Below are 13,946 nucleotides of genomic sequence, written 5' to 3'. Positions count from 1 at the left end.
TCCCGCCGTTTATCAGTTTTTGAGCGTGGCGCAAAAATCCAAAGTGATTTTTGTCCCACGCTCTTTCTATCTCTTACGTAAACAAACGCTTTTATCTCAATCATAGCTCTATTTATTTATTTTTTTCTAAAAAATAATGAGAACACAGTGAATAACAGGCTTTTTCTGAATAGAACTATTTAAAAAAAGTGAAAAAAAAAGTATAATGAAACAAGGTGTAAATAAATGTAAAGGAATGTGGAGAATGGACAATCAGTTAACAACAGAGTTAAAAGAACGTTACGGCATTGTTTTCCATGATGTCAATCTATTAGAGCAAGCTTTTACTCATTCATCCTATGTGAATGAGCATCGCTATTTAAAATTATCCGATAATGAACGTCTTGAATTTTTAGGAGATGCAGTTTTAGAATTAATTGTTTCACAATATTTGTATTTAAAATTCCCAGAACTTCCAGAAGGAAAATTAACGAAGATGCGCGCAGCCATCGTTCGGGAAGATAGTTTAGCCAAATTTGCGAAAGAATGTCACTTCGACAACTACATTTTATTAGGTAAAGGAGAAGAAGCATCGGGCGGACGAACACGTGCATCATTATTATGTGACTTATTTGAAGCCTTCTTAGGTGCCCTCTACTTAGACCAAAAAGTTGGCGCAGCCAAGAAATTTATTGAAGACGTTATTTTTCCGAAAATTGATGCCGGTGCTTTTTCACATGAGATGGATCACAAAACACAATTACAAGAAGTTTTACAACGCAAAGGCGATGTTTCAATTGAATATCGCTTAATTAAAGAAGAAGGCCCTGCTCATGACCGCACCTTTTTCACTGAAGTTTACATGAATGGTGAACTCATTGGGTTAGGCCAAGGAAAATCGAAGAAGTTAGCTGAACAGGATGCCGCTGAGCGGGCACTGAAAAGTATTCCTCAGTAAGGCTGGAAGGAGCAATATTCGTGTATTTAAAACGAATTGAAATTACAGGATTTAAATCATTTGCAGATAAAACCATTATTGAATTTGAAGATGATGTGACAGCAGTGGTTGGTCCGAATGGAAGTGGGAAAAGTAATATCACGGAAGCCGTTCGCTGGGTATTAGGTGAACAATCTGCGAAAAACCTTCGCGGTGGCAAAATGAACGACATTATCTTTGCCGGTTCGGAAGGTCGTAAGCCGCTAAATATTGCGGAAGTTACCGTGACGTTAGACAACAGCGACCATTATTTAGCATTGGATTATAGTGAGATTAGTGTCACCCGTCGTTTAAAACGAACGGGCGAAAGTGACTTTTTTATTAATAAACAAGCGTGCCGTTTAAAAGATATTCAAGATTTATTTATGGATTCAGGGTTAGGCAAAGAATCTTTTTCAATTATTTCACAAGGGAAAGTTGAAGCGATTTTTAATAGTAAACCTGAAGACCGTCGTGGGATCTTTGAAGAAGCAGCGGGCGTTTTAAAATACAAACAACGGAAGAAAAAAGCTGAACAAAAGCTTTTCGAAACCGAGGACAACTTAAGCCGTGTCCAAGATATCATTTACGAGTTGGAAGACCAATTAATTCCTCTAGCCGCCCAAGCAGATGCGGCTAAAAAGTATTTAGCTTTGAAAGAAGAACTTACCGAAATTGATGTCAATTTAACTGTGACCGAAATTCAAGAAGCAAAAGCTATTTGGGAAACGAAAACGCAAGAATTAACAGCCATTGAAGAAAAGTTAGCTGGCGCAAGTAAGCAAGTCCATGACTTAGAAGGCAAATTGGTACGTTTACGAAGCAAGCGCAATCGTTTAGATGAACAAATTGAAACGGAACAACAACAATTATTACAAGTGACAGAAGCGTTGAAACAAGCAGAAGGACAAAAAAATGTTTTAATTGAACGTTCCAAACACACCTCCCAAACGGCAAGCGAATACGAAGAGACATTGGCAGAAACGGCCGAAAAAATTGTTCGCTATCGGGAAGAATTGCAGACGCTGGAAACAGCAATCGCAGAAAAAACGGCACAACGTCAGACGTTAAAAGAAGCATTGGCTTTGGCAACGAAAGATGTGGAAAAATATAGTAAGTCTTCTAAAGAATTGATGGAAGAATTGCGCAGTCAGTATGTGGAAGTCATGCAAGAACAAGCCAATACAGCCAATGACTTAAAATATTTAGAACGACAATATCAACAAGAAACAGCTAAAAATCAACAATCGCTAGCAAAACACGAAGCGCTAGAAGAACAGATGGTTGAAGCTCTCGCAATGAAAGAGACGCTAGAAAAAGAGCAAAAAGTTGCAAAACAAGGCTTACAAGAACAGTTGGAAGAATACACTGCGTTGAAAGCAACGCTTGAAGCCAAGCGTGAACGATTAGCACAGCGTCAAAACGATATGTACCAAGCGATGAATCAAGTGCAACAAGCGAAGGCACGCCAAAAAAGTTTGCAAGAAATTCAAGAAAATTACGCTGGCTTCTATCAAGGCGTGAAAGCTGTATTGCGTCACAAAAACCAATTAACTGGGATTGTTGGCGCAGTGGCTGAGTTAATTGAAGTGCCTAAAGAATATACGTTGCCGATTGAAACGGCCTTAGGTGGTGCGGCGCAACATATTGTTGTGGAAAATGAGAAAGATGGTCGAGCAGGCATCACCTTCTTAAAACAACAACACAGTGGCCGAGCGACCTTTTTACCATTGACCACCATTAAGCCACGCTCTGTATCGGCGATGGTTCAGAATCGTTTGGCTGGTGCACCGGGCTTCGTGGGGATTGCCAGTGAATTAGTTCGTTATCCAGAACAAGTACAAACCGTTATTCAAAATCTCTTAGGCGTCACGATTTTAGCGGCAGATTTAACGAGTGCCAACCAGTTAGCAAAATTAGTCAATTACCAATATCGCGTTGTCTCATTGGAAGGCGATGTGATGAATCCTGGCGGTTCGATGACTGGGGGAGCCAATAAACGTGGCAACCAAGGAAGCCTATTTTCACAAGCGCAAGAACTTCAAACAATCACTGAACAAATGACTCAATTAGAAACACAGCTAAGAAGTGTGGAACAAGAAGTCCAAGCGCTCTCGCAAGAAGTGAAAACAGCCACGGAACGTGCAGAAATGTTGCGCTCTGCTGGTGAACAAAATCGCTTAAAACAACAAGAAATTGACAATAAATTAGCCAATCAAACAGAAACGATTACTCGTTTAACAAAAGAAAAACGTCTGTTTGAATATGAATCACGGGAATTGCATCAATTCTTAACCGAATATCAAACGAAAAAAGCCACATTGACAGAGCAACAAGCAAACTTAACGGCAACGAAAGAACGTTTAGATGCTGAAATGAAACAAGTGGAACAAGAAGCTAGCCAAATGGAAACCTTTAAAGCCCAAGCGCAAGAACGCTTGACGACAGTTCAAGCAGAACAAGCAGTAGCGGCGGAACAATGTGCCCATTTTGCTCGTCAAAAGCAAGACAAACAAGAACAATTGGACGAATTGTTGATTCGAGAAACGGCCATCCGTCAACAGCTACAACAACTAAGTAGCCATTCTAGCGATCACCAGTTAACCGAAGAAGGCTTAGCGGCACAAGTCGCGCAATTAGCGGAGAAACAAACAGCATTGCAAACGTCTTTACAAACGGCACGTAGTCAACGACAAGCGTTGCAAGAAGAAGTAGACGAGTTAGATACAAAATTAGCGGAAGAAAACAAACGCCAACAACAGTATTTAGCAGATAAAACACAAATTGAAGTCCTAAAAAATCGTGCAGAAATGCAATTAGATAGCTCGTTAAGTTGCTTACAGGAAGAATACAGCTTAACCTTTGAAGCTGCCTATGAAGCGTATTTCCCAATCGATGATTTAGCGCAGGCGCAGCAAACAGTGAAACGCCTAAAACAAGAAATTGAGCGGTTAGGACCTGTTAACTTAAGTGCCATCGAGCAATTTGAACAAGTCGATGAACGCCATCAATTTTTAGTCAGTCAACGTGATGATTTATTAAATGCGAAAGAACAATTATTTGAAACTATGGATGAAATGGACCAAGAAGTGAAAGAACGGTTTAAAGAAGTCTTTGAAGCAATTCGTGGCCAGTTTAAAGTGGTATTTCCTAATATGTTTGGTGGCGGACGGGCAGAACTGGTGCTAACTAACCCAGAGGATCTCTTGAATACAGGGATTGAGATTGAGGCGCAACCACCAGGGAAAAAATTACAACATTTAAGCTTGTTGTCTGGAGGCGAACGGGCATTAACGGCGATTGCATTACTCTTTTCAATTATTCGTGTTCGACCCGTTCCGTTCTGTATTTTAGATGAAGTAGAAGCAGCTTTAGATGAAGCCAACGTTGCTCGTTTTGGTCATTATTTAAGCGAATTTGAAGATGGCACACAGTTTATTGTGGTGACGCATCGTAAAGGGACAATGGAAGCCGCAGATGTTTTATATGGCGTGACTATGCAAGAATCTGGGGTTTCAAAAATCGTTTCAGTTCGCTTGGAAGAGGTCAAAGAAGGTGGCGCAATTGAAAAAAGCAATTAGCCAGAAGCAAGGAGGAGCGAACGTTTGATAAAATTAGTTGCTATTGATTTAGATGGAACATTATTAAATAGCCAAAAAGAGATTTCTTTACGGAATAAACAAGCACTGATGGCTGCGAAACAAGCAGGCGTGAAAGTTGTTATCTGCACAGGTCGACCTTTGGCAGCTATTGGTCCTTACTTAGAAGAATTAGGTTTACAAGATGAAGGCGATTATAGCATTACTTTTAACGGCGGGTTGGTTCAAAAAAATGATACAGGGGCCATTATTGAGAAAACATTGATGCCCTTGGAAGCGATTCATGAGCTGTACCAATTAGCAACCACACTCAACATGCCGTTTGATGTCTTATCCGATGAGGTCGTGATGCAACTGCCTTCTGCACCTAATTATCCTTCAATTTATAGTTCTCTAAACAAATTATTAACCTTTGAGTCCTACAAATTAGAAGAGTTAACCCCAAATCGAATTTATAACAAAGTTGTTGTTGCGATTGATGAAGCGTATTTAAATGAACGCATCAAGGAAATTCCGGCCTCCTTTTATGAGCGCTTTGAAATTATTAAAACGCGAAATAACTTATTAGAATTTATGCCAAAAGGGATTACGAAAGCCTATGGTATTTCCTTGTTAGCCAAAGATTTAGGAATCCGTGCGGAAGAAATCATGACCCTAGGGGACGAAGAAAATGATTTACCGATGATTGAATACGCTGGCTTAGGTGTCGCCATGGCAAATGCGATTCCATTAGTTAAAGAAGCCGCAGATGTCGTTACAGACACGAATGACCAAGATGGCGTTGCCAAAGCGGTCGAAAAATATATTTTAACGCCGTTGGAAGGAGGCCAATAAGAATGGGATTTTTTGATAAAATTAAAAAAGCTTTTTCCGCTGAAAAAAAGGAAGAAGAAAAACAAGAGATTGTTGAAGAAACAGTAGACGAAACACCAAGTGATGAATCAGCGCCTGCTGAATCAAAAGAAACCGCAGCAGAAGAGGCGCAAACAACACCAGAAACGGCAGCGGAAGAAGTCGCAGAAACAGCCGATTTAACAGATAACGCTGAAATGGAAAAATTAGCTGGCGTAGAAGAAGCATTAGAAGAAGAGCCAGAAGAAATCTTGACAGAGGAAACACAAGAAGTTGTTGTGGAAGCGCCTGAGGAAGAAAGTAGTGTCGTAACTCCTTTGGCAGAACCAACAGACACGCAGGTTTCAGAAGAAATTGAAGAGTCAAAAGAAGAGCAGGTCCAAGAAAAATATGAAAAAGGCTTGGAAAAAACGCGTAAAACATTTGGTCAACGGTTGAACGAATTGTTTGCTAATTTCCGAAGCGTTGATGAAGATTTCTTTGAAGAATTAGAAGAAACGTTAATTGGTGCAGATGTAGGCTTTGATACATCCTTAAAAATTACAGAAGCCTTACGACAAGAAGTGAAACTGCGAAACGTGAAAAAACCAGCTCAAGTTCAAAATACCATCATTGAAAAAATGGTTGATTTGTATGAAGAAGCAGGAATTAATGAAAATAACGCGATTAACTTACAGCCAAATGGCTTAACCGTGATTTTATTTGTTGGTGTTAATGGAGTTGGTAAAACAACCAGCATTGGTAAATTAGCCCATCAATACAAGTTGGAAGGAAAGAAAGTTTTAATGGCCGCTGCCGATACGTTCCGAGCGGGCGCCATCGACCAATTAGTTGTTTGGGGCGAACGGGCTGGCGTTGAAGTTGTACGTGGAAATGCTGGCGGCGACCCAGCAGCGGTCGTTTTCGATGCAGTGGAACGTGCCAAAGCAGAACAGGCCGATGTTTTGCTAGTGGATACAGCAGGTCGTTTACAAAATAAAGTCAACTTAATGAAGGAATTAGAAAAAATTAAACGAGTCATTCAACGAGAAATTCCAGATGCGCCTCACGAAGTTCTCTTAGTCGTGGACGCAACTACTGGGCAAAATGCGATGACACAAGCCAAACAGTTCAAAGAAACAACCGATGTCACTGGCTTAGTTTTAACCAAACTAGACGGAACAGCCAAAGGTGGTATTGTCATTGCTATTCGGAATGAATTACACTTGCCAGTGAAATTAGTTGGTCTAGGTGAAGGAATTAACGATTTAGAACCATTTAATGCCAACGATTTCGCAATGGGCTTATTTAAAGGCTTATTAAAAGATGTTTAGTTGTAGAAAATAACAGGTTTGGGAAGAACGTGGGACAGGAGTATTTAGCTTCAAGAATGAAGAAGCTACTCCTGTCCCGCCGTTTATTTTAGGATTAGGACGGATGTTCTAAGTTCTTCCTAAATTGTTTCTGAAAAAAATGAAGGAGTGAGGGAGAAGATGACAGAACAAATGTGGATTGAGAAGTTAGGACTAGAAGCGCATCCGGAGGGCGGTTATTTTAAACAAACCAATAAAAGTGAACAATTGATTCCGACCAAACGAGGCGAACGGGCGTTGCATACAGCGATTTTGTTTCTATTAAATACAGAAAGTCCGTCACATTTTCATCGTTTAAAAGCGGATGAATTATGGTTTTTTCACGATGGTCAGCCGTTAACCGTTCACTGTATTTTTCCTGATGGAACGTATCAAGCTGTTCAGTTAGGGAAAGACTTAGTTCAAGGACAACAGCTTTCGTTCTCAGTTCCTGCCGGCACAATCTTTGGCTCTACAGTAGCGACAGGATTTGCGTTAGTCAGTTGTGTGGTTACACCAGGCTTTGAGTTTGAAGACTTCGAGTTATTTACTCAAGCGGAATTGTTAAACGATTATCCACAACATAGTGAAATCATTCAGCACTTGGCTTATCGAGAATTACCTTAAGAAAACGTTTTAGTAACATTTCTTTTATGAATATGCTAGTATAAATCAAACAAGCTTGTTGATTTTGTCGCAACGCACACTTAGCTGTCGTAGATGATTAAAAGAAAGGGATGAATCACATGGGCACAATGGTTTTTGTTAACTTCCCAGTAGCGGATGTCCAACGTTCTACAGCATTTTATGAAAAACTTGGATTCAAAAAGAACGAGGAATTTTCAACAGAGGAAGCTAGTTCGATGATGTGGGATGATCAATTTTGGATTATGTTGTTGAACCATGACTTTTATGGAAAATTTATCCAAGAAAAGCAAATTATTGATGCGCAAACAACCAGTGGGGCATTAATTTCCTTTAGTTTAGAGAGTGCCGAAGCCGTAAAACAGTTTGGCGAAACCGCCAAAGCTAACGGAGGCAACTGTTACCGAGTTGATATGGGAATACCAGAAGAGCAAATGTATGGCTTAGAAGTGCAAGATTTGGATGGCAATAGCTTAGAACCTGTCTGGATGAAGATGTAAAAAGAGCCGCAAAATCTCTACAGATTTTGCGGCTCTTTTCCTACAAAAAACTATTGTAAATTATTGGCATTAGTTGCTTCAACGCCATAAGAATCAGCTACTTTTTTCAAGCTAAATCCTTTTCCGTAGACTTCACTCGCACTCATTGAAATCAAAAAGGCTTCTTCATCAATCTCAAGAATGGCTTCTTTTAAGCGGGGAAAATCTTTTTCACGAATGACGGTCATTAAGAGCATGCCTTTCGCGTTTCGATAACCGCCTTCGATTGGCACCAAGGTCACACCTTTATCTAGTTCACGTAATAAGCGTTCTTGAATAGCGACATATTTTGGTGAAATAATCATCACATTCTTCGAGCGAACCAGACCAACTTGAATCATGTCAACGACACGACCAATTGTAAATAAACAAATTAAAGAGAATAACACAATATCTGCATTAAAAGCATACATTGCTGATAAAATGACTAAACCATCGACGAATAAAATAGCAATACCTAAGGAAACTTTGAAGTATTTATTGACAATTTGTGAAATGATTGCTGTCCCACCAGTTGAAGCATTGCCACGGAAAACCAAGCCTAGGCCAGCACCTGTAATAATACCGCCAAATAATGCTGCTAGAAAAATATTATGTGTTAAAACAGGCATCCCCGAAGTAATTCCTACAAAAAATGGATAAATAAGACTACCATAAATGGTTTTGACACCGACCTCTTTCCCAAGAAGTAAGAAACAAAGCACTAAAAGAGGAATATTGATGGCGTAAAGAACAATGGCGGGACTAATCCCGAAAACATAATTAATAACAATACTAATGCCATTGGCTCCGCCTGCGACAAGTTTATTTGGCAATAAGACCGCATTGATTGAAATGGCCAAAATGAATGCACCGACTGTTACATAGGCGGTGTCTTTTAAACGTTGGGCTGTAAAAAATTTATTCATGAAATACCTCCAATTATTTATTAGTTTAGTGAATGATGACATAAAAAAAGACAGAACATGAGAGACAAGCCTAATCGACTTATGTCCCACACTCTAAATCTTCAACTAATCAACTGAACACTTTTTCCTTATACTAACATGAAATACGACAAGAAAACATAGTGAACAAACAATTTTTTGGAAAAGAGGTCGGGACAGAACCATTTAGCTCCGAGAACCAAGTAGGTACTGATTAACATCTATTTGCTTTGCAAATAGTGTTTCTCAGCAATAAGAAGAAATTTCCGAAAATTGTCATAAAACACAACGAGGTACGAGTTGATGTTGCATGATACCTACCCGGTGCTCTTTAATTTTTGGAGACCAAGTAGGTATTGTTCATCATCGAATCACTACGTTCTTCGTGATTCTCAACACTTGGAAGGATTAAGATACGCCGAACACTTGTGTGAGAAAGTCAATTTCGGCTTATTTCCGAAGGACCTTCACCAAGTAGGTACGATGATTTCATCTGTTCATGCTTCACAGTGAAACATCGCAACTCTTAGAGCTGTAGCTCTTTTGAAGGCTGTACTGTGACGAGACGCATGTCGAGAAAACATCTTAGAAGTTGTTGTGATCGAAGCAACGCGTAGTGTTGCTTCTGTTCCCGCCGTTTATCAGATTTTGAGCCCGGAACAAAAATCCAAAGTGATTTTTGTCACAGGCTCAAAAAAGTCAAAAAGCGGCCAGCCCAAATAGCTTCATGATGTTGGATAATTTGTGCCGCGGTTAAATGTCCATTATCCAAGGTGGAAGTGGTTTTCGGTGTCATCAAACACGTATAGCCTAAACCATGAGCCATCCGAATTGTAGTGTCCACACAAAACTCGGTTTGGACACCAGCGATTTCTAACGTTTGAATGTCGTGTTCCGTCAATAAATCATTTAAATTTGTTTGGTAAAAGGCATTCGCATGTGTTTTGCGGATGAAAAAATCTGTGGGCTGTGCATCCAGCTTTTCAAAAAGTTGCCAAGAGTCTGAGTCAAAAGGTAATTCGGTTTCTTCATGTTGAACAAAAATAATGGGCGCATGGTGTTGGCGGTAGACAGCAATACGCTGATTGACTTTATCCAACACTGCTGGTAGACGGTACAATTGCTGCGACGGACTTTCGATGCCTTTTTGAAAGTCAATTAAAAGTAATGCACGATTTTTCATGAGCAATCCCCACTTTCTATAAACTAGTTGTTTTCAGTATAACGGAAAAAGGCGCTCTCTAAAAGTGTCTCAAAAATTCCCAAGCGAACGTTCAAAAAAACAGCATATTTACTCATTTTCCTATATAATAGTAAGAGAAACAGATAGTTTGTAGAAAGAAAGGCGACAAGATGAATTATAGAGAATTAATGCAAAAGAAAAATGTTCGTCCTTACGTATTGATGGCTCGTTTTGGTTTAGAAAAAGAAAACCAACGTAGTACACGAGAAGGGCTTTTAGCGACAACTGATCATCCCACGGTTTTTGGTAACCGTTCTTATCATCCATATATTCAAACAGATTTTAGTGAAACACAATTAGAACTAATCACGCCTGTAGCAAATAGCGGCACAGAAATGCTTCGTTTTTTAGATGCCATTCACGATGTGGCTCGTCGTTCGATTCCAGAAGATGAAATGCTGTGGCCATTAAGTATGCCGCCACAATTACCAACAAAAGATGAAGAGATTAAAATCGCTAAATTAGATCAATATGATGCGGTGTTATATCGTCGTTATTTGGCAAAAGAGTATGGCAAACGAAAACAAATGGTCAGCGGAATTCATTTTAATTTTGAATATGACCAAGCCCTGATTCAGCAATTATATGATGAACAATCCGAAGTGACAGATTGCAAACAATTTAAAACGAAAGTGTACATGAAAGTTGCCCGTAACTTTTTACGTTATCGTTGGTTAATTACGTATCTTTTTGGGGCTTCGCCAGTTAGTGAAGACGGCTACTTTAGGGTCTATGACGACCAACCGCAAGAACCCATTCGCAGTATTCGGAATAGTACGTATGGCTACAGAAATCATGACAATGTGAAAGTATCGTATGCCTCATTGGAACGCTATTTAGAAGATATTCATCGCATGGTGGAAAATGGTTTACTTTCTGAAGAAAAAGAATTTTATGCGCCTGTGCGCTTACGTGGCGGGAAACAAATGTCTGATCTGCCTAAAACAGGTATTCGCTATATCGAGTTGCGTAATTTAGACTTAAATCCTTTTTCACGTTTAGGCATTGTGGAAGATACTGTGGATTTCTTACATTATTTCATGTTGTATTTATTGTGGACAGATGAAAAAGAAGAAGCGGATGAATGGGTAAAAACTGGCGATATTTTTAATGAACAAGTGGCTCTTGGTCATCCTCATGAAACGATTAAGTTAATTGCAGAAGGCGATCGGATTTTTTCAGAAATGATTGATATGTTAGATGCTCTAGGCATTCGTAAAGGTAAAGAAGTTGTCGGTAAGTATTATCAACAACTGCGGAATCCACAAGACACCGTTTCTGGCAAAATGTGGACGATTATCCAAGAAAATTCCAACAGTGAACTGGGAAATATTTTTGGAAACCAATATCAAAGTATGGCCTTTGAACGCCCTTATCAATTAGCTGGTTTTCGTGAGATGGAATTATCCACACAAATTTTCTTATTTGATGCGATTCAAAAAGGTTTGGAAATCGAAATTTTAGATGAACAAGAGCAATTTTTGAAACTGCAACATGGCGAGCACATTGAATACGTCAAAAATGCCAACATGACTAGCAAAGATAACTACGTGGTACCATTGATTATGGAAAACAAAACCGTGACAAAGAAAATTTTGTCTGCAGCAGGGTTCCATGTGCCTGGCGGTGAAGAATTTTCATCTTTTATTGAGGCACAAGAAGCACATTTACGCTACGCCAATAAAGCGTTTGTCGTGAAACCAAAATCAACGAATTACGGTTTAGGAATTACCATTTTTAAAGAAGGCGCTTCGTTGGAAGACTTTACGGAAGCGTTACGGATTGCTTTTAAAGAGGACACAGCGGTTTTAATTGAAGAGTTTTTACCTGGAACAGAATATCGGTTCTTTGTGTTAGATAATGATGTAAAAGCCATCATGTTGCGCGTGCCAGCCAATGTTACCGGAGATGGCAAACACACTGTAGAAGAATTGGTGACCGCTAAAAATAGTGATCCATTGCGGGGGACCAATCACCGTGCACCACTAGAGTTAATCCAGTTAAATGATTTAGAAAAACTAATGTTGAAAGAACAAGGTTTAACTATCTATTCTGTGCCAGAAAAAGAGCAAATCGTGTACTTGCGAGAAAATTCTAATGTTAGCACGGGCGGGGATTCGATTGATATGACCGATGTCATTGATGATAGTTATAAACAAATCGCCATTGAGGCCGTAGCTGCTTTAGGAGCCAAAATTTGCGGTATTGATTTAATCATTCCTGACAAAGACGTAAAAGGCACACGTGATAGCTTAACGTACGGGATTATCGAAGCGAACTTTAATCCAGCCATGCACATGCATGTGTATCCATACGCTGGACAGGGTAGACGCTTGACAATGGACGTTTTAAAACTTTTATACCCAGAAGTGGTTCAATAAAAAAAGAATATCGCCAAAAAATTCATAATAGATTTTTTGGCGGTATTCTTTATAAAAACGTTTTCTTGGTGAACCCAATAGGTTATACTAAAACTATTACCAATGAAAGTTGTATGACGGTGGCTCTGAGTTAGAGAGGCAGGTGATGCCTATGTGTATCCGATGCACTTTAACGAAAGGAGCATTTTTTGTCAATCGAAGCGGCATTGGAATTGATGATTAGTTTTGCAACCCTTGTTGCGTTACTGATTTTCGGTATCCTTGAAGCAACGAAAAACAATAAAAAATAACCGTTCACAAGCTTCGTAGGCCGAACGGTTAAGATTCAAAACTTAACTCAGTAAGCCACCAGTTCTTATAACTGGTGTTGGTATAAAAGGAGAGGTATGTAGTAGCATATCTCTCTTTTCATTTTCATAATAGCATAATTCTATTTAAAATGGAAGCGCTCATAACTTATATCATTTTATAGAAAATTCCTATAAAAACGTTTTCTTAGTGAACCCAATAGGTTATACTAAAGCTATTACCAATGAAAGTTGTATGACGGTGGCTCTGAGTTAGAGAGGCAGGTGATGCCTATGTGTATCCGATGCACTTTAACGAAAGGAGCATTTTTTTTGTCAATCGAAGCGACATTGGAATTGATGATTAGTTTTGCAACCCTTGTTGCGTTACTGATTTTCGGTATCCTTGAAGCAACGAAAAACAATAAAAAATAACCGTTCATAAGCTTGACAGGCCGAACGGTTAAATAGTAACAAAAATTTAACTCAGTAAGCCACCAGTTCTTATAACTGGCGCTGGTATAAAGGAGAGGTATGTACCCGCATACCTCTCTTTTTCATCTTTATAATAGCACAATTCTATTATAAATGGAAGCGCTCATAACTTATGTTTAAACAATCCAATGACTCATAACTTTTCTTGAGCTTTTTATGAGTGAAATAGTTTTTGCCAGAAGCCTTTTTTAGCTGTTGGCTCTTCTTTTGGCGTTTCGGTTGCTTGAGGATATTTTTCTGTAACGTCAATCACAGGTTCATCGACTGCATGTTTTTCAGCTAACAGTAAGCCGAGAGAGTCAGGGTTGTTCTCCACAAAATTGTTAACAATCTTAAAGGTTGCGCCATGCTGATTTAATAATTTAATATAGGTACTTTGCAGGTCAGAAGAGATTTCGCCATTTAAAAGTACTGTAACTTCAGGATGCTTCGCTAATTCTTCTAATAAATGTTGTTGATTCTGTGTATCTTTCATTTCAGCGACGGTCATGGAGAGACGGCAGCGTTCACGAAATGTACCCATATATTTGTGTTGTTCTTCAGGATTGACGAGGGGCGTACCGTACATTCCTTTATCCAGACGTTGTTGTAAGTCATCATTCGCCATTCAGTAACACTCCTTTCATAACGTTTCCCTCCATTATAGCATATCTTAGATAAGTCGTTGGTCAGTCGGCTTGAGAAGAAGTTTTT

General features: G+C 39.3%; 12 protein-coding genes. 9 read left to right on the top strand and 3 right to left on the bottom strand.

Annotated elements, in window-relative coordinates:
- Positions 1–244: 244 nt before the first annotated feature.
- The 6 genes from rnc (at position 245) to IGJ04_RS07640 (ending at position 7,882) form a co-directional block, all read left to right on the top strand.
- Positions 245–937, top strand: coding sequence for a ribonuclease III (rnc, locus tag IGJ04_RS07665; protein WP_002354946.1), 693 nt, complete (start codon positions 245–247; stop codon positions 935–937).
- Between the two features lie 20 nt (positions 938–957).
- Positions 958–4,536, top strand: coding sequence for a chromosome segregation protein SMC (smc, locus tag IGJ04_RS07660; protein WP_438840094.1), 3,579 nt, complete (start codon positions 958–960; stop codon positions 4,534–4,536).
- A 24-nt stretch (positions 4,537–4,560) separates the two neighbouring features.
- Positions 4,561–5,388, top strand: a complete 828-nt coding sequence (locus IGJ04_RS07655; protein WP_002359053.1) for a Cof-type HAD-IIB family hydrolase — start codon at positions 4,561–4,563, stop codon at positions 5,386–5,388.
- A 2-nt stretch (positions 5,389–5,390) separates the two neighbouring features.
- The gene (gene ftsY / locus IGJ04_RS07650) at positions 5,391–6,719 is read left to right on the top strand and encodes a signal recognition particle-docking protein FtsY (protein WP_002408272.1); all 1,329 of its coding nucleotides are present in this window, start codon (positions 5,391–5,393) and stop codon (positions 6,717–6,719) included.
- 159 nt (positions 6,720–6,878) lie between these two features.
- Complete coding sequence (locus IGJ04_RS07645; RefSeq protein ID WP_002381091.1) at positions 6,879–7,364, top strand: cupin domain-containing protein; 486 nt, start codon at positions 6,879–6,881, stop codon at positions 7,362–7,364.
- Between the two features lie 119 nt (positions 7,365–7,483).
- On the top strand, positions 7,484–7,882 hold the full coding sequence (locus tag IGJ04_RS07640; RefSeq protein ID WP_002354951.1) for a VOC family protein: 399 nt from the start codon (positions 7,484–7,486) through the stop codon (positions 7,880–7,882).
- 50 nt (positions 7,883–7,932) lie between these two features.
- Here IGJ04_RS07640 and IGJ04_RS07635 read toward each other — a convergent pair whose 3' ends face one another.
- The gene (locus tag IGJ04_RS07635) at positions 7,933–8,829 is read right to left on the bottom strand and encodes a YitT family protein (RefSeq protein WP_002354953.1); all 897 of its coding nucleotides are present in this window, start codon (positions 8,827–8,829) and stop codon (positions 7,933–7,935) included.
- 700 nt (positions 8,830–9,529) lie between these two features.
- Positions 9,530–10,030: a cysteine hydrolase family protein gene (locus tag IGJ04_RS07630; RefSeq protein WP_270278727.1), complete on the bottom strand. Its 501-nt coding sequence runs from the start codon at positions 10,028–10,030 to the stop codon at positions 9,530–9,532.
- A gap of 170 nt (positions 10,031–10,200) precedes the next feature.
- Between IGJ04_RS07630 and gshAB the strand changes: the two genes are divergently transcribed.
- The 3 genes from gshAB (at position 10,201) to IGJ04_RS07615 (ending at position 13,193) form a co-directional block, all read left to right on the top strand.
- Positions 10,201–12,471 carry a bifunctional glutamate--cysteine ligase/glutathione synthetase gene (gene gshAB, locus IGJ04_RS07625; protein WP_202256332.1) on the top strand — a complete coding sequence of 757 codons (2,271 nt, stop codon included), beginning with the start codon at positions 10,201–10,203 and terminating at the stop codon, positions 12,469–12,471.
- A 188-nt stretch (positions 12,472–12,659) separates the two neighbouring features.
- Positions 12,660–12,761, top strand: a complete 102-nt coding sequence (locus tag IGJ04_RS07620; protein ID WP_224800345.1) for a putative holin-like toxin — start codon at positions 12,660–12,662, stop codon at positions 12,759–12,761.
- A 330-nt stretch (positions 12,762–13,091) separates the two neighbouring features.
- On the top strand, positions 13,092–13,193 hold the full coding sequence (locus tag IGJ04_RS07615; RefSeq protein WP_162780856.1) for a putative holin-like toxin: 102 nt from the start codon (positions 13,092–13,094) through the stop codon (positions 13,191–13,193).
- Positions 13,194–13,407: 214 nt separating this feature from the next.
- Here IGJ04_RS07615 and IGJ04_RS07610 read toward each other — a convergent pair whose 3' ends face one another.
- Positions 13,408–13,860: a YueI family protein gene (locus IGJ04_RS07610; protein WP_010707017.1), complete on the bottom strand. Its 453-nt coding sequence runs from the start codon at positions 13,858–13,860 to the stop codon at positions 13,408–13,410.
- Between the last annotated feature and the right edge of the window lie 86 nt (positions 13,861–13,946).

This window comes from Enterococcus sp. AZ050, from assembly GCF_051715085.1.
Classification (GTDB): domain Bacteria; phylum Bacillota; class Bacilli; order Lactobacillales; family Enterococcaceae; genus Enterococcus; species Enterococcus faecalis.
This window is presented reverse-complemented; position numbering and strand designations above follow the sequence as displayed.